At 61.2% G+C, this 21601-nt stretch carries 21 protein-coding genes and 1 pseudogene; 10 read left to right on the top strand and 12 right to left on the bottom strand.

Features of this window, described 5'->3' with window-relative positions:
- The first annotated feature begins 12 nt into the window (after window positions 1-12).
- The 10 genes from JFT44_RS06925 (at window position 13) to JFT44_RS06880 (ending at window position 11388) form a co-directional block, all read left to right on the top strand.
- Window positions 13-852 carry an RNase A-like domain-containing protein gene (locus tag JFT44_RS06925; RefSeq protein WP_198830458.1) on the top strand — a complete coding sequence of 280 codons (840 nt, stop codon included), beginning with the start codon at window positions 13-15 and terminating at the stop codon, window positions 850-852.
- A gap of 7 nt (window positions 853-859) precedes the next feature.
- Window positions 860-1228 (top strand): hypothetical protein, encoded by a 369-nt coding sequence (locus JFT44_RS06920; protein WP_198799417.1) that lies wholly within the window; start codon window positions 860-862, stop codon window positions 1226-1228.
- A 338-nt stretch (window positions 1229-1566) separates the two neighbouring features.
- Window positions 1567-2538, top strand: coding sequence for a prolyl aminopeptidase (pip, locus tag JFT44_RS06915; protein WP_186625125.1), 972 nt, complete (start codon window positions 1567-1569; stop codon window positions 2536-2538).
- On the top strand, window positions 2535-2972 hold the full coding sequence (gene dtd, locus JFT44_RS06910; RefSeq protein ID WP_198830457.1) for a D-aminoacyl-tRNA deacylase: 438 nt from the start codon (window positions 2535-2537) through the stop codon (window positions 2970-2972). Before pip ends, dtd begins: the two co-directional genes overlap by 4 nt.
- 266 nt (window positions 2973-3238) lie before the next feature.
- Entirely contained in the window at window positions 3239-4966 is a 1728-nt protein-coding gene (locus tag JFT44_RS06905; RefSeq protein WP_057958074.1) for a glucan biosynthesis protein G, read from the top strand.
- Window positions 4959-7529: a glucans biosynthesis glucosyltransferase MdoH gene (mdoH, locus tag JFT44_RS06900; RefSeq protein WP_198830456.1), complete on the top strand. Its 2571-nt coding sequence runs from the start codon at window positions 4959-4961 to the stop codon at window positions 7527-7529. The genes JFT44_RS06905 and mdoH overlap by 8 nt, the downstream gene beginning before the upstream one ends.
- A gap of 229 nt (window positions 7530-7758) precedes the next feature.
- Window positions 7759-8559, top strand: a complete 801-nt coding sequence (locus tag JFT44_RS06895; protein ID WP_120731312.1) for a transporter substrate-binding domain-containing protein — start codon at window positions 7759-7761, stop codon at window positions 8557-8559.
- Between the two features lie 221 nt (window positions 8560-8780).
- The gene (locus JFT44_RS06890) at window positions 8781-9578 is read left to right on the top strand and encodes a transporter substrate-binding domain-containing protein (protein WP_057958059.1); all 798 of its coding nucleotides are present in this window, start codon (window positions 8781-8783) and stop codon (window positions 9576-9578) included.
- Between the two features lie 123 nt (window positions 9579-9701).
- The gene (locus tag JFT44_RS06885) at window positions 9702-10661 is read left to right on the top strand and encodes an amino acid ABC transporter permease (protein ID WP_198830455.1); all 960 of its coding nucleotides are present in this window, start codon (window positions 9702-9704) and stop codon (window positions 10659-10661) included.
- On the top strand, window positions 10654-11388 hold the full coding sequence (locus tag JFT44_RS06880; protein WP_057958061.1) for an amino acid ABC transporter ATP-binding protein: 735 nt from the start codon (window positions 10654-10656) through the stop codon (window positions 11386-11388). The genes JFT44_RS06885 and JFT44_RS06880 overlap by 8 nt, the downstream gene beginning before the upstream one ends.
- A 16-nt stretch (window positions 11389-11404) precedes the next feature.
- On the opposite strand, the gene JFT44_RS06875 is transcribed toward JFT44_RS06880, so the two are convergent.
- The 12 genes and pseudogenes from JFT44_RS06875 to ubiE form a co-directional block, all read right to left on the bottom strand.
- The gene (locus JFT44_RS06875; protein WP_198830454.1) at window positions 11405-13312 is read right to left on the bottom strand and encodes a methyl-accepting chemotaxis protein; all 1908 of its coding nucleotides are present in this window, start codon (window positions 13310-13312) and stop codon (window positions 11405-11407) included.
- 186 nt (window positions 13313-13498) lie between these two features.
- Window positions 13499-14203, bottom strand: coding sequence for a methyl-accepting chemotaxis protein (locus JFT44_RS29050; RefSeq protein ID WP_374067396.1), 705 nt, complete (start codon window positions 14201-14203; stop codon window positions 13499-13501).
- Between the two features lie 198 nt (window positions 14204-14401).
- Window positions 14402-15415, bottom strand: a pseudogene (locus JFT44_RS29045) (methyl-accepting chemotaxis protein); the annotation flags it as partial.
- 121 nt (window positions 15416-15536) lie between these two features.
- Entirely contained in the window at window positions 15537-16244 is a 708-nt protein-coding gene (locus JFT44_RS06865; RefSeq protein WP_120731318.1) for a 16S rRNA (uracil(1498)-N(3))-methyltransferase, read from the bottom strand.
- On the bottom strand, window positions 16241-17032 hold the full coding sequence (tatC, locus tag JFT44_RS06860; protein WP_057958065.1) for a twin-arginine translocase subunit TatC: 792 nt from the start codon (window positions 17030-17032) through the stop codon (window positions 16241-16243). The genes JFT44_RS06865 and tatC overlap by 4 nt, the downstream gene beginning before the upstream one ends.
- The gene (gene tatB, locus JFT44_RS06855) at window positions 17029-17436 is read right to left on the bottom strand and encodes a Sec-independent protein translocase protein TatB (RefSeq protein ID WP_057958066.1); all 408 of its coding nucleotides are present in this window, start codon (window positions 17434-17436) and stop codon (window positions 17029-17031) included. Before tatB ends, tatC begins: the two co-directional genes overlap by 4 nt.
- 10 nt (window positions 17437-17446) lie before the next feature.
- The gene (locus tag JFT44_RS06850; RefSeq protein ID WP_038445371.1) at window positions 17447-17725 is read right to left on the bottom strand and encodes a twin-arginine translocase TatA/TatE family subunit; all 279 of its coding nucleotides are present in this window, start codon (window positions 17723-17725) and stop codon (window positions 17447-17449) included.
- 27 nt (window positions 17726-17752) lie between these two features.
- A complete protein-coding gene (locus JFT44_RS06845) occupies window positions 17753-18085 on the bottom strand; it encodes a phosphoribosyl-ATP diphosphatase (RefSeq protein WP_029295998.1) in 333 nt (110 codons plus the stop codon).
- Between the two features lie 2 nt (window positions 18086-18087).
- Entirely contained in the window at window positions 18088-18480 is a 393-nt protein-coding gene (hisI, locus tag JFT44_RS06840) for a phosphoribosyl-AMP cyclohydrolase (protein WP_029296001.1), read from the bottom strand.
- 64 nt (window positions 18481-18544) lie between these two features.
- Complete coding sequence (ubiB, locus tag JFT44_RS06835; protein ID WP_057958067.1) at window positions 18545-20149, bottom strand: ubiquinone biosynthesis regulatory protein kinase UbiB; 1605 nt, start codon at window positions 20147-20149, stop codon at window positions 18545-18547.
- Window positions 20146-20769, bottom strand: a complete 624-nt coding sequence (locus tag JFT44_RS06830; RefSeq protein ID WP_128593008.1) for an SCP2 domain-containing protein — start codon at window positions 20767-20769, stop codon at window positions 20146-20148. Before JFT44_RS06830 ends, ubiB begins: the two co-directional genes overlap by 4 nt.
- Entirely contained in the window at window positions 20769-21539 is a 771-nt protein-coding gene (gene ubiE / locus JFT44_RS06825; protein ID WP_003209306.1) for a bifunctional demethylmenaquinone methyltransferase/2-methoxy-6-polyprenyl-1,4-benzoquinol methylase UbiE, read from the bottom strand. Before ubiE ends, JFT44_RS06830 begins: the two co-directional genes overlap by 1 nt.
- Window positions 21540-21601 lie beyond the last annotated feature (62 nt).

Raw genomic sequence — 21601 nt, 5'->3', positions numbered from 1 at the left:
GGGCCAACGGTGGTGTCTCAGGAAGAGGAATTTCGAGTTGTTTTAAGTTATGCGCAGATGGCAGCGATTTTGGAACACCAATCCCTGAGCGCTGCTGAAATCGCCTCAAATCGAATTTTTGGTGGTTTGCGTGTCGTTGGTGGGATCATCGAATTGGCGGGCGCAGGTGTTTTGTGCGCATTACCTGAGCCGACGATGATCAGCAAGATGGGCTGTGTTGCCATGGGGGTACACGCCTCTGATCAGTTGGCTGCCGGTACCGCACAACTGCTCAGCGGCGAGACAACTGCGTCGTACGCCTATAGATCCGGTCAGGCGATAGCCGCTGGCTTGGGAGCCTCACCTGCAACAGGGCAGGTGATTGGTTTAGCTGGTGAGTTTGCCGTGCCGTTATCCACCGCCAGCCTCTACGCGGCTTTTCGAGTCTCATCCGTTCAGGCTGGCAGGATGAGGCTTAATGTGAGCGAGCGACCTCTGCATGCACCAAAAAAACTCGGTGGTGGCCATGCTTATGGCTTGCATGTCGGCAAGTCGCTGGAGTTTTTGCAAAAACGCGCGCAAAAAATGCCCAATGCCGAGAGTATTTCAACGTTCAATAACGCTGAGGTTGCGGAATGGGCTGTAAGCCAGGCGTTGCAGATGAACAAGCTCAAAATTGTACTCATGTCCAAGTTCAAAGCGCGCTCCAGCGTCTATACCATTGAAGCAAACCTTGGGCAGGTCGTGGGGTGGGGGATACGCCCGCGCTTTCCTCAGGCGACTATCCAAATGACCAGGGTACGGGTGGTTATCAAATTCGAGGAGTTCAACAACATGCCCATGTATGTGCTGACGGCCTTTCCGATTATCTGAGGCGGTTATGGCTTATCAGCGTTTAACGGGTTTCATGTATAGCGAAGTGGGTGAGAAAGTCGGTGCGTGGCGCAGGGAAGGAGAACCTGCGATTGTGCCTCTTTCCTTGCCGGCTATTGTGCAAGGCTATGTTGACGCCCATTCCCGCCTCAGTGTCCTGCTACTCAAGCGGGAAATTCACGGCTACCTGCGTAATAACCTGACACCTGGTGGACTGCGCAATGCAGCACCGTTTGATTATGAGTTATGTTTTTCAGAGCATTACTTCGGTTGTAACAACCACCAGTTCTTGCTGTGGGTTTGTCGGCTTCTGGATGAAAACCTCAAGCGTACTCAGTGGCGAGGCATAAAGCGGCTGTTCAATAGGATGTATTGATAACACGACGCAAAGGATCCACAACCGTTCCAGGATGCAGCGGCGTCCTCACGTCGTAAGCGCCAGATCAAACAATGGGGGCGAAATGTGGGAGCGGGCTTGTCAGGTCGCCGCATCGCCGCGAAGGCGGTCTGTCAGTTCACAAATATGTCGACTGATCCGCCGCTATCGCGAGCAAGCCCGCTCCCACACGTGGTGCGCGAACCTTCCTGGCTGATCACTGACACAGGTCTAAGTCCTCAAGGACATGCTCATTGCACAATTCGGGTTTATGATGCCAGACGGCAAAATAATAGACGTCCCCCCAGGGATGGACCCGACCCCTTACGGAGCGCGCAATGCAGACTTTGTACCCGCAGATCAAACCCTACGTCCGGCACGATCTGGCCGTCGATGAAACCCACACGCTGTATGTCGACGAAAGTGGTTCCCCGCAAGGTTTGCCCGTGGTCTTCATCCATGGCGGTCCAGGCGCCGGCTGCGATGCCAATAGCCGCTGCTATTTCGATCCGAACCTGTACCGCATCGTCACCTTTGACCAGCGCGGCTGCGGGCGCTCCACTCCGCGGGCCAGCCTGGAAAACAACACCACCTGGGACCTGGTTGCCGACCTTGAGCGCATTCGCGAGCACCTGGGGATTGAAAAATGGGTGCTGTTCGGTGGTTCCTGGGGCTCGACCCTGGCCCTGGCCTATGCACAAACCCACCCTGATCGCGTGCTTGGCCTGATTGTGCGCGGCATCTTCCTGGCCCGCCCCCAGGATATCCAGTGGTTCTACCAGGCCGGCGCGAGCCGCCTGTTCCCGGACTACTGGCAGGACTACATCGCGCCAATCCCGGTGGAAGAGCGCCACGACATGATCAGCGCCTACCACAAGCGCCTGACCGGCAATGACCAGATCGCCCAGATGCATGCCGCCAAGGCCTGGTCCACCTGGGAAGGCCGCATGCTCGGCCTGTGCCCCAGCCCGCAGCTGATCGAGCGCTTCTCCGAGCCCCAGCGCGCGTTGTCGATTGCGCGCATCGAGTGCCACTACTTCACCAATAACTCGTTCCTGGAGCCCAACCAACTGATTCGCGATATGCACAAGATCGCCCATCTGCCGGGGATCATCGTGCATGGCCGCTACGATATGATCTGCCCGCTGGATAATGCCTGGGAGCTGCACCAGGCCTGGCCGAACAGTGAGTTGCAGGTGATCCGCGAGGCGGGCCACGCGGCGTCCGAGCCGGGTATCACCGATGCGCTGGTGCGTGCGGCGGGCCAGATGGCACGACGCCTGCTTGATCTGCCCCCTGAAGAAGCATGAAGGGCCTTTTGCAGCGGGTGCGTGGCGCCCGGGTCGAGGTGGCGGGGCAGGTGGTGGGTGCGATAGACCAGGGTTTGCTGGTACTGGTGGCCGTTGAACCTTCAGATACCGCCGCCAGTGCCGACAAGTTGTTGCATAAGCTGCTTAACTACCGGGTGTTCAGTGACGACGAGGGCAAGATGAACCTGTCGTTGAAGGACATTGGCGGTGGTTTGCTGCTGGTGTCCCAGTTCACCCTGGCGGCCGACACCAAGAGCGGCCTGCGTCCGAGCTTCTCCAAAGCGGCGCCACCGGCGTTGGGCGAGGCGCTTTTCGAGCACTTGTTGTCAAAAGCGCAACAATTGCATGGCACGGTGGCGTCGGGGCGTTTTGGCGCGGATATGCAGGTGCATTTGGTCAATGACGGGCCGGTCACCTTCCTGTTACAGACCTGATTGTATGAAAAACGACTTTTAATGCGCAAAACGCAAGTTTTCGCTACAAATACTTGGTTGCCCCTGCTGCGTTATCTCACGGGCTACTAGATAATCGCGCGCTACGGGGACCAGCGTAAATTGGTCCAGTTTTGATTTAGGTAGAGACTTGTCCGGTCGCCCTTGGGGAATCATTTAGCCCCATCGGAGTCGGAACAATGCTCGCCAACCTGGCATATAGATAGCTGGCCGTTGGTTTTTTGATCTGTTTTCGGCGAGGGTTGCTCGTGATTGTTAGTCCCTGTAATGCACCAAAATTGTCTGCCAAACGGTTACGAAACGCACTGGTGACGGGCTCCGCCCTGTTTTGCCTGTTCGGCGCGGGTCAACTGTGGGCATTCAGTCTGGACGATGTGTCGGCCAAGGCAAAAGAGTTGGCCGGGCAGAAATACGAAGCCCCACGCAGCAATCTGCCGAACGAATTCCGCGAAATGAAGTTCGCTGATTACCAGAAAATTCGTTTCCGCAATGAAAAAGCCGAGTGGGCCGAGCAGAAAACCCCGTTCAAGCTGTCCTTCTATCACCAGGGCATGCACTTCGACACGCCGGTGAAAATCAACGAAGTCACCGCGACCGACGTCCAGGAAATCAAGTACGACCCGACTCGTTTCGATTTCGGCGACGTCAAGTTTGATCCTAAAGCCACCGATCAGCTGGGTTATGCCGGCTTTCGCGTGCTGTACCCGATCAACAAGGACGACAAGCAAGACGAAATCATGACCATGCTCGGCGCCAGCTATTTCCGCGTCGTGGGCAAGGACCAGGTCTATGGCCTGTCGGCCCGTGGCATGGCGATTGATACCGCGCTGCCGTCCGGCGAAGAGTTCCCGCGTTTCACCGAGTTCTGGATCGAGCGTCCAAAGCCGGGCGACAAGCACCTGGTGATCTTCGCCTTGCTGGATTCGCCACGGGCCACCGGCGCCTACCGCCTGATCCTGCGTCCGGGCACCGACACCATTGTCGACGTCAAGTCGCAGATGTTCCTGCGTGACAATGTCAGCAAGCTGGGCGTTGCCCCGCTGACCAGCATGTTCCTGTTCGGCGCCAACCAGCCGTCCAAAGTGCTCAATTACCGTCGCGAACTGCACGACTCCAGCGGCCTGTCGATCCATGCCGGTAACGGCGAGTGGATCTGGCGCCCGCTGAACAACCCAAAACACCTGTCGGTCAGCAACTTCTCGGTAGAAAACCCGCGTGGTTTCGGCCTGTTGCAGCGTGGTCGCAACTTCAGCCAGTACGAAGACCTCGACGACAACTACGACAAGCGCCCAAGCGCCTGGATCGAGCCGCAAGGCGACTGGGGCAAGGGTTCCGTGGATCTGGTAGAGATTCCGACCGCCGATGAAACCAACGACAACATCGTTGCCTTCTGGAGCCCGGCCGAACTGCCTAAGCCCGGCGAGCCGCTGGATATCGCCTACCGCCTGCACTGGACTCTCAACGATGCACCGTTCCACTCGCCGGACAGTGCCTGGGTCAAGCAGACCCTGCGTTCTACCGGTGATGTGAAACAGTCCAACCTGATCCGTCAGCCAGACGGCAGCGTGGCCTATCTGGTGGACTTCGAAGGCCCGTCCCTCAAGGCCCTGAAGCCCGATGCAGCAGTGCGCAGCCAGGTCAGCGTCGGCGAAAACGGCGAAGTCGTGGAAAACAGCGTGCGCTACAACCCGCACACCAAAGGCTGGCGCCTGACCCTGCGCTTGAAGATCAAGGATGCAGGCAAACCGACCGAAATGCGTGCGGCCCTGGTCCAGGATATCGTCAAGCCTGAGCCAGAGCAGGCTTCCACCCAAGTCCTGAAGGCTGACAAAGTCTTGGCCAAGCAACACGAGAAACAGGCCAAGAAAGACGCCAAGGACAAGCAGCCAGAAGCTGCCCCAGCCACCCCGGAGCCAGTCAAGACAGAACAAGTCCTGACCGAAACCTGGAGCAATCAGTTGCCTGCCGATGAGTAATTCTCAAGTCCAGCCAGAGACTCTTGCCGAGTACCTGGCGCATCTTCCGATGACCGACGAGCAGCGCGCCGAACTGGCGGGCTGCAAGTCCTTCTCCGAACTGCACGAGCGCCTGTCGTCGTCGACCTTTGACGCACCGGTGGACGCCGCGCAGGCGTCGGTTGGCCGCCGGCTGACCCTCAACACTGCCGAGGAGCTAGAGGAAGCCGAAATGCTGGTGCTCGACGCCAGCGGTCGGGTTTGCCTCAAGGCCACGCCGCCGATCCGCCGTACCAAAGTGGTGCCCGAGCCTTGGCGCACCAATATTCTGGTGCGTGGCTGGCGCCGGTTGACCGGCCGCAGCAACCCTCCTGCGCCGCCGAAAGACGAGCGCGTGCTGCCGGCTGCGCGCTGGCGCACGGTCGGTTCGATCCGCCGCTATATCCTGCTGGTGCTGATGCTCGGCCAGACGATTGTGGCCGGCTGGTACATGAAAGGCATCATGCCTTACCAGGGCTGGTCCTTCGTCGACTTTGACGAGGTGCGCAACCAGACCCTGCTGCAAACCGCTACCCAGGTCCTGCCCTACGCCCTGCAAACCAGCATCCTGATCATGTTCGGGATTCTGTTCTGCTGGGTTTCGGCAGGTTTCTGGACCGCGCTGATGGGCTTCCTTGAACTGCTTACCGGTCACGACAAGTACCGGATCTCCGGCAAAAGCGCCGGCGACGAGCCGATCCCGAAAGAGGCCCGTACCGCGCTGGTGATGCCGATCTGCAACGAAGACGTGCCCCGGGTGTTTGCCGGCTTGCGTGCGACCTTTGAGTCGGTCGCTGCCACTGGCGATCTGGACCGCTTCGATTTCTTCGTGCTCAGTGACAGTAACGACGCCGATATCTGCATCGCCGAACAGCAAGCCTGGCTCGACGTGTGCCGCGAAGCCGGTGGCTTTGGCAAGATCTTCTATCGCCGCCGTCGCCGTCGCGTCAAACGCAAGAGCGGCAACCTCGACGACTTCTGCCGTCGCTGGGGCGGTGACTACAAGTACATGGTGGTCCTCGACGCCGACAGCGTGATGAGCGGCGAATGCCTGACCAGCCTGGTGCGCCTGATGGAAGCCACGCCGGACGCCGGGATCATCCAGACCGCGCCACGTGCCTCGGGCATGGACACCCTGTATGCACGCATGCAGCAGTTCGCCACTCGCGTCTACGGCCCGCTGTTCACCGCCGGCCTGCACTTCTGGCAGTTGGGCGAATCCCACTACTGGGGCCACAACGCGATCATCCGCATGAAGCCGTTTATCGAGCACTGCGCCCTGGCGCCGTTGCCCGGCAAAGGTGCGTTCGCCGGTTCGATTCTTTCCCACGACTTCGTTGAAGCTGCGCTGATGCGCCGTGCCGGCTGGGGCGTGTGGATTGCCTACGACTTGCCGGGCAGCTACGAAGAACTGCCGCCCAACCTGCTGGACGAGCTCAAGCGTGACCGTCGCTGGTGCCACGGTAACCTGATGAACTTCCGCCTGTTCCTGGTCAAGGGCATGCACCCGGTACACCGTGCGGTGTTCCTCACCGGCGTGATGTCGTACCTGTCGGCACCGTTGTGGTTCCTGTTCCTGGTGCTGTCCACGGCCCTGCTGGCGGTCAACACCCTGATGGAGCCGCAGTACTTCATGGCGCCGCGCCAGTTGTATCCGCTGTGGCCACAATGGCATCCGGACAAGGCGGTGGCGCTGTTCTCCACCACCATCGTGCTGCTGTTCCTGCCTAAATTGCTGAGCATCATCCTGATCTGGGCCAAGGGCGCGAAAGAGTTCGGTGGCAAGTTCAAGGTGACCTTGTCGATGCTCCTGGAGATGTTGTTCTCCATGCTGCTGGCGCCGGTACGGATGATTTTCCACACCCGTTTCGTGCTCGCCGCGTTCCTCGGCTGGGCCGCGACCTGGAACTCGCCGCAACGTGACGACGACTCCACGCCCTGGAGCGAGGCGGTCAAGCGCCACGGTCCGCAGACCTTGCTGGGCTTCTTCTGGGCGCTGCTGGTGGTGTGGTTGAACCCCAGCTTCCTGTGGTGGCTGGTGCCGATTGTCGGTTCGCTGATGCTATCGATCCCGGTGTCGGTGATCTCCAGCCGGGTCAATCTGGGCCTCAAGTCCCGCGACGAAAGCCTGTTCCTGATCCCCGAGGAATACAATCCGCCGCAGGCGCTGCTGTCGACCGACCGCTATACCCACGAAAACCGTTGGCATGCACTCAATGACGGGTTTATCCGGGCAGTGGTCGATCCGCAACAGAATGCCCTGGCCTGTGCTCTGGCAACGTCCCGACATGGTCAGGCAGAGCCGATCGAGTGGCTGCGTATCGAGCGTGTGCGGCATGCGTTGAAAGTCGGCCCTGCTGGCCTGAACAACAACGAGCGCGTGGCGTTGCTCAGCGACCCGGTGGCCCTGGCACGCCTGCATGAGCAAGTCTGGAGCGAGGGGCATGCCGAATGGCTGGGTGCCTGGCGCGAGTCGGTCAAGGCCGACCCCCATGCGCCGTTGCTGCCGCTGCAACCGCTGTCATCCCAGGTGCAACCTGCCTGATTCAGACGCCCCCGAGACCTGTCTCGGGGGCGCTTGATACGCCTCTCCTACAGCGCTTGTCGCTTCTGCTTCACCCTTCTAACTTCGATACAAAAGACCCTGGTTCAAGGCGTATTGCCCTGCCTGCCGGTGGGTTAGCATCGCCCCCCAAATCTGAATCGACCGCCTCTGGTTTGCGCTAAACCCGCAACGCCCGGTGTGCGGCTGTGTAATGAAAAAGGGGCTTTTCATGATCAAGGGTTACTGGTCGATGCTGCTGCTGGGCATTGTCGCGTTGGTACAGCTGCAGATGGCACACGCAGGCGCGATTGATGAGGCCGTGCGGCGCGGGGTCTTGAAGGTGGGGACGGATCCCAACTATGTGCCCTTCGAGATGACTGATAAACAGGGGCGGGTCATCGGCTTCGAAGCAGACCTGCTCGAAGAAATGGGCAAAGCCCTGGGGGTGAGGCTGGAATGGGTTCCGGTGGCTTATACCGAACTGATCCCGGGCCTGCTGGCCGGCCGGTTCGACCTGATCGGCAGCGGCATGACCGTGACCCAGGAGCGCAACCTCAAACTCAACTTCAGTGATTCATTCATCATTGTCGGCCAGACCGTGCTGCTTCACCCGCGCCTGGCCGGCAAAGTCAGCAGCATTGAAGACTTGAACGAAGCCGGCTACCGGATTGCGGCGGCGGATGGCACCACGGGCGAAGTGGCGGCGCGGCGCTTCCTGGGGGCTGCACAGCTGCAGAGTGTTGCCACGGCGGAGGAAGGCGTCCGCCAGGTGGTCAGCGGTGAGGTTGATGCGTTTATCCATGATGCGCCCTATAACCTGATCGCCCTGGCCAAGCCGCAAAACCGCAAACTGCTGGCCCTGGAGCAACCCTTCACCTACGAGCCCCTGGCGTTTGGGCTGAAGAAGGGCGACTACGACAGCCTGAACTGGATCAATCACTTCCTTAATCAGATTGCCCAGGACGGCACCTACGATCGGCTGCATGACAAGTGGTTCCGGGACACGGACTGGCTGTCGGAGATCGAATGACGGTCACAACTGCTTACATACTCACATGGGAGGCGCCCAGTAGGGCAAGCCCTCTAACTGCGCTTTCTCCGGGTTTTTGTAGGGTTTTTCTGTCATATCAGCCAACAAATCCCGGCTAGACCTTTGTGCCAGTGGGCGAGTGGGTTAGCATCGCTCCCCGAAGAAATAGTGCAGCCCTGCTGGGGCTCGCATCAAAATAAAATGAGTCAGGGGACTTGGTGATGAAAAAGTATCTTTCGATGCTGATGCTCGGCGTGACGGCCCTGCTGGCGGTCAATACGGCCCAGGCCGGGGCGATTGACGAAGCGGTCAAGCGCGGCACCTTGAAAGTCGGCATGGATCCGACCTACATGCCGTTCGAGATGACCAACAAACGCGGCGAAATCATTGGTTTTGAAGTCGACCTGCTCAAGGCAATGGCCAAGTCCATGGGGGTCAAGCTGGAACTGGTCTCCACCGGTTACGACGGGATCATCCCGGCGTTCCTGACCGGCAAGTTCGACATGATCGGCAGCGGCATGACCCTGACCCAGGAGCGCAACCTGCGCCTGAACTTCAGCGAACCGTTCATCGTGGTGGGCCAGACCCTGCTGATCCGCAAGGAACTGGAAGGCACTATCAAGTCCTACAAAGACCTGAACGACGAGAAGTACCGTCTGACCTCCAAGCTCGGCACCACCGGCGAGATGGTGGCCAAGAAGCTGATCTCCAAGGCCAAGTACCACGGCTACGACAACGAGCAGGAAGGTGTGCTTGACGTGGTCAACGGCAAGGCCGATGCCTTTGTCTACGACGCGCCGTACAACGTGGTGGCCGAGAAAAAAGTCGGCAACGGCAAGTTGGTATACCTCGAAGAACCCTTCACCTATGAGCCTCTGGCATTCGGCTTGAAGAAGGGCGACTACGACAGCATCAACTTCATCAACAACTTCCTGCACCAGATCAAGCACGACGGCACCTACGATCGCATCCATGACAAGTGGTTCAAGAGCTCCGAGTGGCTCAAGGACATGGAATAAGCTAGCAACCGCGTCGCGCCCATCGCGGGCAAGCCCGCCCCCACAGTTGGAGTGCATTCCAAGGTGGGAGCGGGCTTGCCCGCGATGGCGGCCTGACAGCCGATACACCTCCCGGAACTCGCAATGAAACAGAAAAAAGCCCAATGGCCCTGGCACCTGCTGACCGTGCTGGTGCTGGTCGGCATGGCCGGCGCGTTGTACTACGCCACCTCGCTGATGTCCTACGAATGGCGCTGGAACCGTGTGCCGCAATACTTTGCCTACCAGGCCGAAGAGTCCAAGCGCGCGGCGGATATTTCCACGGTGGTCGAGCTGGTGCGCAAGGGCGACGTGGCTGAAGTCACCCTGCGTAACGACGCAGGTGCCGAGCAGCACCTGACGGTGGCCGAAAACAGCCTGCAAGTAGCCCGTGGCGACGATGTGGCCGAAGGCGATGTGATTGGCGTGACCCGGCATTGGGCGTTGGGCCCGTTGATGTGGGGCTTGTGGACCACCCTGTGGCTGTCCTTGGTTTCGGGGGTATTGGGCCTGTTCATCGGCCTGGCGGCCGGTTTGTGTCGGTTGTCGAATAACCCGACCTTGCGCGATCTGTCGACGATCTACGTCGAACTGGTGCGAGGCACGCCGCTATTGGTACAGATCTTCATTTTCTACTTCTTTATCGGCACGGTGCTGAACCTGTCGCGTGAGTTCGCCGGTATCGCCGCGCTGTCGCTGTTTACCGGCGCCTACGTGGCGGAAATCGTGCGCGCGGGCGTGCAGTCGATTGCCCGTGGCCAGGGCGAAGCGGCCCGTTCCCTGGGGCTGAGTGCCAGCCAGTCGATGCGCCACGTGGTATTGCCGCAAGCCTTCAAGCGCGTGCTGCCGCCGTTGGCCGGGCAATTTATCAGCCTGGTCAAGGACACCTCGCTGGTGTCGGTGATCGCTATCACCGAGCTGCTCAAAAGCGGCCGCGAAGTCATCACCACCTCGTTTTCGCCGTTTGAAATCCTGTTCTGTGTCGCAGGCCTGTACCTGCTGATCAACCTGCCGCTGTCGAAAATGGCCAGCCGGCTTGAGCGGAGGCTCGCCCAAAGTGATTGAAGTCCGCGATCTGGTAAAAGTCTTCGACACCCGTGGGCACGTGGTGCGCGCGGTGGATCACGTCACCACCCAGGTGGCCAAGGGCGAAGTGCTGGTGGTGATCGGTCCATCCGGTTCCGGCAAATCGACGTTCCTGCGCTGCCTCAACGGCCTGGAGGAGTTCGACTCGGGCTCGGTGAGCATCGACGGCCTGCAACTGGCCGACCCCAAGACCGATGTGAACGCCTATCGCCGGGAAGTCGGCATGGTGTTCCAGCACTTCAACCTGTTCCCGCACATGACCGTGCTGGAAAACCTGTGCCTGGCGCAGAAAGTCGTGCGCAAGCGCGGCAAGCAAGAGCGCGAGGCCAAGGCCCTGGCCTTGTTGGAAAAGGTCGGCATTGCGCAGAAAGCCAACGAGTTTCCTTCACGGCTCTCCGGCGGCCAGCAACAGCGTGTGGCGATTGCCCGGGCGTTGGCCATGGAGCCCAAGGTCATGCTGTTTGACGAGCCCACCTCGGCGCTGGACCCGGAAATGGTCGGCGAAGTGCTGGACGTCATGAAGACCCTGGCCCTGGAAGGCATGACCATGGTCTGCGTGACCCACGAAATGGGCTTTGCCCGGGAAGTGGCGGACCGTGTGCTGTTTTTTGATCACGGCAAACTGTTGGAAGATGCTGCGCCCGCGCAGTTCTTCGATGCGCCGAAGGACCCACGGGCACAAGCGTTCTTGCGCCAGGTTCTGTAAAGCCCAGGGGGCATGCTCATACCTTGAACTTGCCCACGTACTGCTGAAGGTCCGTGCCCAGGCGTGCCAATTCGATACTCGCCGCCGCTGTCTGTTCACTGGCAGCGGCGGTTTGCTCCGACACATCCCGGACTTTCAACACGCTGCGGTTAATCTCCTCGGCCACCGCACTTTGCTGTTCGGCAGCGGCGGCGATCTGTGGATTCATTTCCTGGATGACCAGCACGGTGCGCGCGATTTCCGTCAGGGCGTCGCCGGCGTTGCGGGTCAGGCCGACGCTGCGGTCGGTCAAGGTGCGGCTGTTGTCCATGATATCGGCGACCTGTTGCGTGCCGCTGTGCAATCCGCCAATCAGCTCTTCGATTTCCTCAGCGGACTGCTGGGTACGCTGGGCGAGGCTGCGTACTTCGTCGGCCACCACCGCAAACCCTTGGCCGGCCTCACCGGCACGTGCGGCCTCGATTGCCGCATTGAGCGCCAGCAGGTTGGTCTGCTGGGACACCGACTTGATCACCTCCAGCACACTGCCGATCTTCTGACTTTCCCGCTGCAGGCCCAGCATGGCCTGGCTTGAGCGTGCCATTTCGTGGGCGAGGTGTTCTATGTGTGCCACCGCATCGGCCACCACCTGGTCGCCCAGTTCGGTCTGCTGATTGGCCTGGGTGGCGGCGATCGAGGCCTGTTCGGCGTGCCGGGCGACCTCCTGGGCAGCGGCGAGCATCTGGTTCATGGCGGTCGCCACCTGCTCGGTTTCGTCGCGCTGATTGCTGACGCCGGCCCGGGTTTGCTCGGTAACGGCCGAAAGCTCCTCGGCGGCGCTGGCGATTTGCCGGGCATTGTCGCTGATGCTGCCAATCAGCCCCCGCAGGTTCAGGGTCATTCGCGCCATGCTGCATTGCAACTGGCCCAGTTCATCACGGCGCTGGGTCTGCACATCGTGGCTCAAGTCGCCCTCGGCAATGCGATTGGCCACTGTGAGCGCCCTGCGCAATGGTTTGACGATCTGCCCGGAGATTATCCAGGCGGCGAGGGCGCCGAACAGCAGGGCCGCCCCGGTAATGGCCAGGGTCTGGGTGCGGGCTTGTTCGGCTTCCCGGTCACGGCGCTGAGTCTGGTCCTGAGTAAGCAGGTCGCTTTGTGCCAGTAGCTGGTCCAACTGCTGCTCGAGCTGGTTTTGCGCGGTTTCGGTCGTCAGTTGGGTGTCCCGCAGGCGTGTCAGGTGCGTGCGAATGCCTAGTACGGCATTTTTCAATGCGCTGCTGTCCACGGGCAGCCTCTCCACGGCCGCCTGGGCGAGTTCGAGGCTGCGTTCTGCGTCGCTGACCTCCTGGGTATAGACATCCAGGCTGCTGGCGGCCCAGGCCGGGCTCAGGGCGCGGTCTTCGGCCTGTTCGATCGCCAGGCGCAGGCTTTCGATGGCATCGAGGGCTTTTTCGTCTTCCTGGTCCGGCAGGTCGCTGGCCAATTGCGCGAGGACGTCACTGGTGCGCACCGAGCTCTGTTTGAGCTGCTCACGGGCGGTTTCCCGTTGTTTGACCCGCGCGGGGACATCCTTGAGCGTCGTTTTGAAATGCTCGGAGAGGTTCCCCATGCTTTGCAAATACTGTTGGGGTTTCGGCGCTTTCAGACGTTGTGCAAGCTCGGCCAGATATCCGTCGATCTTCTCCATGGACTGGCTCAGTTTGCCAAGGCTGGCCTCGTCGTCCAGGGTGCGGTAGACGATGCGGTCGGCCCTTAGCTCCTCGCCGGCGACCGCCAGTTGGGCGAGAACGGTCAGAGTCTGTGAGCGGTAGAGCGAGGCGGCGAGGGCCTGCCAGCCAGTCAGGGCAATCACAAGGCTCAGGGCCAACACCAAGGCAAAACCCAGGACCAGTTTGAGGGTGACGCTGGCGTTACCCAGCAGTTGAGTCATTCGACGAAGCATGGCCAACCTCCGGCAAGTGCACAAAGGAAATCAACGTGCCGGGACGCCGAGGGGCGTGGACACAGTGAACCCATTGAACGCTAGTTCCCTTGGGCGCCAGGCGTACCGATCAGGGCCTGAAAAACATGTAGGAAATTTCACAAGTTGCATGCGGCGACCCGGACGGGTCGCCGCGAAGGGGAGGTGTCAGACCCGGAAGCGCCCGACCAACGCCTGCAGATGGGAACCCAGGCGCGCCAGTTCGGTACTGGAGGCGGCGGTTTCTTCGCTGGCCGCTGCGGTCTGTTCGGACACATCGCGTACATTCAGCACGCTGCGGTTGATCTCTTCGGCCACGGCGCTCTGTTGCTCGGCAGCAGTGGCGATCTGCTGGTTCATGGCCTGGATGGCCGAGACCGTGCGGGTGATGTTTTCCAGGGCATTGCCAGCCCGGCGTGTCAGCTCGACGCTGCTGTCGGTGAGGCTGCGGCTGCTGTCCATGATGGTCGCCACCTGTTGGGTGCCACTTTGCAGGCCGACGATCAGCTCTTCGATTTCCTCGGTGGACTTCTGGGTGCGTTGCGCCAGGCTGCGCACCTCATCGGCCACCACCGCGAAGCCACGGCCGGCTTCCCCGGCGCGTGCGGCTTCAATGGCCGCGTTAAGGGCCAGCAGGTTGGTTTGCTGGGCCACGGACTTGATCACGTCCAGTACGCTGCCGATCTTGTCGCTTTCGCGCTTGAGGTGGCCCATGGCCTCGGTGGAGTTTCCGACTTCGCCGGCCAGGCGCTCGATCTGGGCGATGGCTTCACCGACGACCCTGTCACCTTCGCGGGCCTGCTGGTCGGCGGCGACGGCGGCTTCCGAGGCTTCCTCGGCATTGCGCGCCACTTCCTGCACGGTGGCGGCCATTTCGTTCATCGCAGTGGCGACCTGGTCAGTCTCGATCTTCTGGTTGTTGACCCCGGCGCTGGTCTGCTCGGTAACGGCCGATAGCTGCTCGGCGGCGCTGGCGATTTGCGTCACGCCATCACTGATCCCGCCGATCAGATCGCGCAGGCCCATGGTCATGCTTTGCATGGCGCGTTGCAGTTGGCCCAGTTCGTCCTGGCGTTGCGAAACCAGGTCGTGGGTCAGGTCGCCGGCGGCGACGCGCTCGGCGACCTTGAGGGTCTGGCCCAGTGGGATCACGATCTGCCGGGTAATCGTCCAGGCCGCGACGATGCCACAGAACAGTGCCAGGGCTGCGGCCAGCATCAACAGGAACTTGGCCTGTGCGGCATCGTTGTCGCGGATCACGGTTTGTGAAGCAGTCAGTTTCTTGCTGCGATCAAACAGCAGGTCGCCTTGCTCAGCCATGGCCTTGAGCGCTGCGGTGCTGGCGACCTGGGAGTCGCGGAACTGGCTGACGGCGGCGAGATAGGCCTTGAGGGAGTTGCTGGCCTCTTGCAGGTTGGCGCCGTACTGCTCAGGCAGTTGGCTGCGCAGGCTGTCGGCGCTCTTCAGGGCATTGGCGATGGCCTCCAGTGCCGGCTGCTCAGCTTCGACCTTGGCGCTGTAGGTGTAGCCACGCACTTGGAAGCGCGCTTGCTGAATCAGCTTGCTCAACTCGATCACGCTGTTGAACTGGGTGACGCTGTCACCTTGCAGCAGGACTTTTTCGATCTCCGCGATGCGTGCGACGGCGTTGTCGGCGGTAGCGCCGAGTTTGCTGCGGGCATCTTCGCGTTGGGCTCCGGCCTGGACCATGGCGCTGAAGGATTGCCGATACTTGGCAACCGCGGCCAGTTGCTCGTCGATCAAGGCGTCGTCTGCCGGTTGCTCGATCTGGCTGCGGGCGGTTTTCAGGCCGCTGTCGAGTTTCTCCATCAACTCATTGACCCGCTCCGGGCCTTGCTCGCCACGGCGCATTTCATAGTCCAGGCGCGCCTGGCGCAGGTCTTTGGTCAGCTCATTGAGGCTGGAAATAAAGCCCAGCTTATCGCCACGGCTGATCACGCCACTCAGGCCTGTCCAGCCGGTGAAGGTGATTAGAAGGGTGAGAAGCAATACCAGGCCAAACCCCACGCTCAGTTTACGATTGACGCTTACATTCCCCAGTTTTTCAGCTAACCAACGGTACATGCGGTGGACTCCCCTGAACAAGGCTTGGACTTATCCTGAGGATATCGGCATGCAAGCGCGATTCTGTAGCGACACAAAGCCCTGTGGGAGCTGGCTTTGTGGTGTTTTTGGAGGGGCGGAATCAGAAGAGGCGAGCGAGCAGCGCGGTAACGGCAGTTTCCACACGCAGGATCCGCGCGCCCAGTTGCACTGGCTGCAAGCCGGCCTTGGCCAGCAAGTCCACCTCGTAGGGAATCCAGCCACCTTCGGGGCCGATGGCCAGGGTCACCGGCTGATCCAGCCCGCGTGGGCAGGACGGGTAGTCGCCGGGATGCCCGACCAGGCCGAGAGTGCCCTGGGCCAGGGCCGGCAGACGGTCTTCGACGAAGGGTTTGAAGCGCTTTTCGATGATGATCTCGGGCAGCACGGTATCCCGCGCCTGTTCCAGGCCGAGGATCAGTTGTTCGCGTACGGCTTCTGGCTCCAGGAATGGGGTTTGCCAGAAGCTTTTCTCGACCCGATAACTGTTGACCAGGACCACCCGTGGCACACCCATGGACGCCACGGTCTGTAGCACCCGACGCAGCATTTTCGGGCGGGGCAGGGCCAGCAGCAGGGTCAGTGGCAACTTGGCCGGTGGCGGCTGGTCGAGGCTGATTTGCAGCTCGGCTTCACCCGCCTCCAGGCGCAGTAGCTCGGCATTGCCCATCAGCCCGCCAATGCGTCCGACGCGCAGGCTGTCGCCAACCGCCGCACGATGCACCTCCTGCATATGCACCAGGCGCCGATCCCGCAGGATCACCCGGTCGGCCGCGATAAAGTCGGCCTCTTCCAGCAGCAACAGGTTCACGGTTGAGTCGCTGGCGGCTGGTCGTCATCGGCAGGTTGGTCATCCGGGTGTTCGCCACGCTTGCTCACCAGGCTGCCAAACAGGATGCCCACTTCAAACAGCATCCACATCGGCACGGCCAGCAAGGTCTGCGAGAAGATATCCGGTGGGGTCAGGATCATGCCGACCACGAAGCAGCCGATGATCACGTACGGGCGGATCTTGCGCAGGTATTTGACGTCGACCACGCCGATCCACACCAGCAACACCACCGCTACCGGGATCTCGAAGGCCACGCCAAAGGCGAAGAACAGCGTCATCACGAAGTCGAGGTAGCTGCTGATGTCGGTCATCATTTCCACGCCGGCCGGGGTGGCGGCGGCGAAGAATTTGAAGATCAGCGGGAACACCAGGAAGTAGGCGAACGCCATGCCGGTGTAGAACAGCATGATGCTCGACACCAGCAGTGGCACGGCAATACGCTTTTCATGCTTGTACAGGCCGGGCGCGATAAACCCCCAGATCTGGTGCAGGATCACCGGGATCGCCAGGAACAGCGACACCATCATCGTCAGCTTGAGCGGCGTGAGGAACGGCGAGGACACGTCGGTGGCGATCATCGTCGCGCCCACCGGCAGGTAATCGCGCAGCGGTGTCGAGACGAAGGTGTAGATCTGCTGGGTAAAGGCAAACAGCCCGGCAAAGATCACAAAGATCGCCGCCACACACCGCAGCAAGCGGGTGCGCAACTCGGTGAGGTGCGAGACCAGCGGCATATGCTGGTCGTTTTCCGGTTTATCAGCGCTCATGGGGCTCGCGGCGGCAATGTAGGGTCGTGGGGAGCGGGCGACGCGGCGGGCGTCGGCGCGGGCTCTGCTGGAGGAGCGGGCGTGGCGATCGGGGCCGTCTCGGCCACCGGCGCAATGCTCTGCTCGGCCACCGGTTCAACCGGTGTCGGCGCCTGTTGCTGGGGCGTGAGAATTTTGCGCGCCTCCTGCTCCAGGGACAGAATATGTTCGTTGTGCAGCTGCCGACGAATCTCGTCGGCGCCGATTTCCCGTTCAACTTCCTGTTTGATGGCGTTGAAACTGCGTTTCAGGCGCCCGACCCACAGGCCGGCCGTGCGTGCGGCGCCGGGCAGGCGTTCAGGCCCCAGCACCAACAGGGCAACAAGGCCGACGAGCAGCAGTTCAGAGAAGCTGATACCAAACATTAGTCAGTGCTCACGAGTCTTTGCGGGACGGCTCTTCGACTTTCTCGGCCTGCACGTCGAAGGTACGGCGCTCGGTGATCGGCTGGGCTGCCTGGGGGTGTACAGGCTGTGCCGGCGGGACCGGGTTTGCGCCGGTATCGGCCGGTTTTTCGTCGTCGTTCATGGCCTTGCGAAAGCCCTTGATGGACTCGCCGACGTCGGTGCCCAGGTTCTTCAGTTTCTTGGTACCGAACACCAGGACGACTACCACGAGAATAACGATCCAGTGTTTCCAGTCAAAAATGCCCATGCTGCAATTCCTCAGTCAGAAAGTTATTCAGGCGGACGGGCGCGAGGCCTTTTCGGCGTGCCCGGACAAGCCGAAGCGACGGTCCAGTTCATCCAGCACGGCCTGTGGATGCTGCCCCAGTTGGGCGAGCATGACCAGGCTATGGAACCACAAGTCGGCAGTCTCATAGATGACATCGCTGTAATCGCCGCTGATCTCGGCATCCTTGGCGGCGATGATGGTCTCGACGGATTCCTCGCCGAGTTTTTCCAGAATCTTGTTCAGGCCCTTGTGGTACAGGCTGGCGACATAGGAGCTGTCGGCGTCCGCACCTTTGCGGTCCTCCAGCACCTGGGCCACACGGTTCAGGGTATCGCTCATGTTCAATGTCCTGCCGAGTAAATGGCGTGCGGGTCTTTGAGTACGGGCTCGACGGTTTTCCACGCGCCGTTCTCGAACACCCGGTAGAAGCAGCTGTGGCGGCCGGTATGACAGGCGATGTCGCCGATCTGCTCGACCATCAGCACGATCACGTCAGCGTCGCAGTCCAGGCGCATTTCGTGCAGTTTTTGCACATGCCCGGACTCTTCGCCCTTGCGCCATAGTTTGCCACGGGAACGTGACCAGTAGATGGCACGCTGCTCGGCGGCAGTCAGGCTCAGGGCCTCGCGGTTCATCCAGGCCATCATCAGGATGCGCCCGGTCTTGTGGTCCTGGGCAATGGCTGGCACCAGGCCGTCACTGTCCCATTTGATCTCGTCCAGCCAGTCTTTCATCTTCGACTCCGACAGCCGTGCGCGACCCGCCCCGGCAATGTGCAACAGTGTATAACCGGTCGACCTATCGACGCACGACCAGATAAAGGCCCACGGCGACCATGATCCCGGCCGGCCAATGGCCCAGCTCGTTCAACGGTCCACCGGCGGCAAGCACCGCGCCACCGCCCAGGTGCGCCGCGCCGAGCAGGCGCAGGAACCAGTCGTCCTTGCGCTGGTGCCACGGCGGCGCCGGGTCCTTGGCGTGGGGCTGGGACATGCGCTCCAGCAGGTCGCGGGTCATGTTGGCCAGGTGCGGCAGTTGCTCGACCTGGCTTTGCAGGTTGCCCAGCAGGGTTTTCGGGCTGACCCGCTCGCGCATCCAGCGTTCGAGGAACGGTTGCGCGGTGTTCCACAGGTCCAGGTCCGGGTACAGCTGGCGGCCCAGGCCTTCAATATTGAGCAAGGTCTTTTGCAGCAGCACCAACTGCGGCTGCACTTCCATATTGAAGCGCCGCGCAGTCTGGAACAGACGCATCAGCACCTGGCCGAATGAAATATCTTTTAACGGTTTTTCGAAGATCGGCTCGCACACGGTGCGGATCGCCGCTTCGAATTCATTGAGCTTGGTCTCGGCCGGCACCCAGCCCGAGTCGATGTGCAACTGCGCCACGCGCCGGTAATCACGCTTGAAGAAGGCAAACAGGTTGCGCGCCAGGTAGTCCTGGTCCTCGGGCGTGAGGCTGCCGACGATGCCGCAGTCGATCGCGATGTACTGCGGGCTCCACGGGTTCACCGTGCTGACGAAGATATTGCCGGGGTGCATGTCGGCGTGGAAGAAGCTGTCGCGGAACACCTGGGTGAAGAAGATTTCCACACCACGCTCGGCGAGCATCTTCATATCGGTACGCTGGTCGGCCAGGGTCGCCAGGTCGGTGACTTGCACGCCGTAGATGCGCTCCATCACCAGCACCTTTGGCCGGCACCAGTCCCAATAGACCTGCGGCACATACAGCATCGTCGAGCCTTCGAAGTTGCGCTTGAGCTGGCTGGCGTTGGCCGCTTCGCGCAACAGGTCGAGTTCGTCGTAGATGGTTTTTTCGTAGTCGGCGACCACGTCCACCGGGTGCAGCAGGCGTGCATCGGCAGAGAAACGCTCGGCGGCGCGGGCCAGAATGAACAGCCACGCCAGGTCCTGGCCGATGATCGGCTTGAGGCCGGGGCGGATCACCTTGACCACCACTTCTTCGCCGGTTTTCAGCTGTGCGGCGTGCACCTGGGCGACCGAGGCCGAGGCCAGGGGCTCGACGTCGAAACGGCTGAACACTTCGCTGATTTTCTTGCCCAGCTGTTCTTCGATCAGCTTCATCGACTGCTGGGAGTCGAACGGTGGCACGCGGTCCTGCAACAGCATCAGCTCGTCGGCGATGTCTTCGGGCAACAGGTCGCGGCGGGTCGACAGGATCTGCCCGAACTTGATGAAGATCGGCCCCAGGTCCTGCAGTGCCAGGCGCAGGCGCGCGCCACGGCTCAGGTCCAGGGTCTTGCGCGGGAACCAGCGCCACGGCAGCACATAGCGCACCGCCAGCAGGAACCACGGCAGCGGCAGGGCGAACAGCAGGTCATCGAGGCGATAGCGAATGACGACGCGTTGGATTCGGAACAAACGGCGGACGGCGAGCAGCTTCATGCGTTATCGCTTGGATCAAGGGAGCGGCTCAGGCGCTCGAAGCGCGCCTCAAGCCGTTCCAGGTCGAGTTTGGCCTGGTCGAGTTCACGAAAGCGCGCTTCGGCTTCCCGTTGTCCGACGAGGGTGCGCGATTCTTCGCTCAGGTATTCGGCGAGGTTCTGATTGAGGCTGGCGAAACCCTGCTGGTACCAGCGCGAACGGCTGCGCAGGTGCCCGCCGATCAACTGGGTGGCCACCGGGCCGAGCCAGCGCGACAGCTCGTATTCCCAGTCCAGATCGAGGTCTTGCAGCACCGCGGCGAGGTCCATCAGCACCGCGCTGTCGCCTTCAAGGGTCACATCGGGGCCGTGCAGGATTGCAGTCTTGTCGCGGCTCAAAGCCAGGCGCAGCAGGCTCGCCGCTGGCGCACGCAGGGTGCAGTCGGCATCGGCGGCCCAGTGCGCGGCGAGCATCAGGCCTTCATCGCTGGGCAGGATAAACAGCTGCAAGGCCGGGCTGCTGCAATCGACGGCAATGATCTTGCCGTGCAAGTGCGCCAGCCGCGCCAGGGCGGTGCTGTCCAGGCGCAGGACACGGTTGAGGCCGTGTTCGACGCTGGCGAGAAGGCCGGTGAACAACATCAGGGCTTGATGCCGCGATGCAGGGCAACGATGCCCGAGGTCATGTTGTGATAGGTCACGCGGTCGAAACCGGCCTCGACCATCATCGACTTCAGGGTTTCCTGGTTGGGGTGCATGCGGATCGACTCGGCCAGGTAGCGATAGCTCTCGGCGTCATTGGTGATCAGCTTGCCCATCAGCGGCATAAAGGCGAATGAGTAAGTGTCGTAGACCTTGGACATCAGCGCGTTGGTCGGCTTGGAGAACTCCAGCACCAGCAGGCGCCCGCCCGGCTTGAGCACCCGCAGCATCGAGCGCAGGGCGTCTTCCTTGTGGGTCACGTTGCGCAGACCGAAGGCAATGGTCACGCAGTCGAAATGGTTGTCGGGGAACGGCAGCTTTTCTGCGTCGGCCTGGACGAACTCGATATTGCCCGCCACGCCCTTGTCCAGCAGGCGGTCGCGGCCGACCTTGAGCATCGAGCCGTTGATGTCGGCCAATACCACCTGGCCGGTGGGGCCAACCAGCTTGGAGAACTTGGCTGCCAGGTCGCCGGTGCCGCCAGCGATATCCAGCACCCGGTTGCCGGTGCGCACGCCCGACAATTCGATGGTGAAGCGCTTCCACAGGCGGTGCATGCCACCCGACAGCACGTCGTTCATCAGGTCGTACTTGGCGGCCACGGAGTGGAACACCTCAGCGACTTTTTCCGCTTTCTGGCTTTCCGGGACGTTCTTGAAGCCGAAGTGAGTGGTGGGTTCGGCATCGCTGCCTTTGCGCTGATCAGTCATATCGCTGTCACCAAAAGAGAATGGGGGCATTCTAATCCCCAAGGCATGCTTTGTCTTGGCAA

Source organism: Pseudomonas sp. MF5691 (genome assembly GCF_016405645.1).
GTDB lineage: Bacteria > Pseudomonadota > Gammaproteobacteria > Pseudomonadales > Pseudomonadaceae > Aquipseudomonas > Aquipseudomonas shahriarae.
The sequence above is the reverse complement of the archived record's forward strand: the minus strand, read 5'-3'. Positions and strand labels throughout refer to the sequence as shown.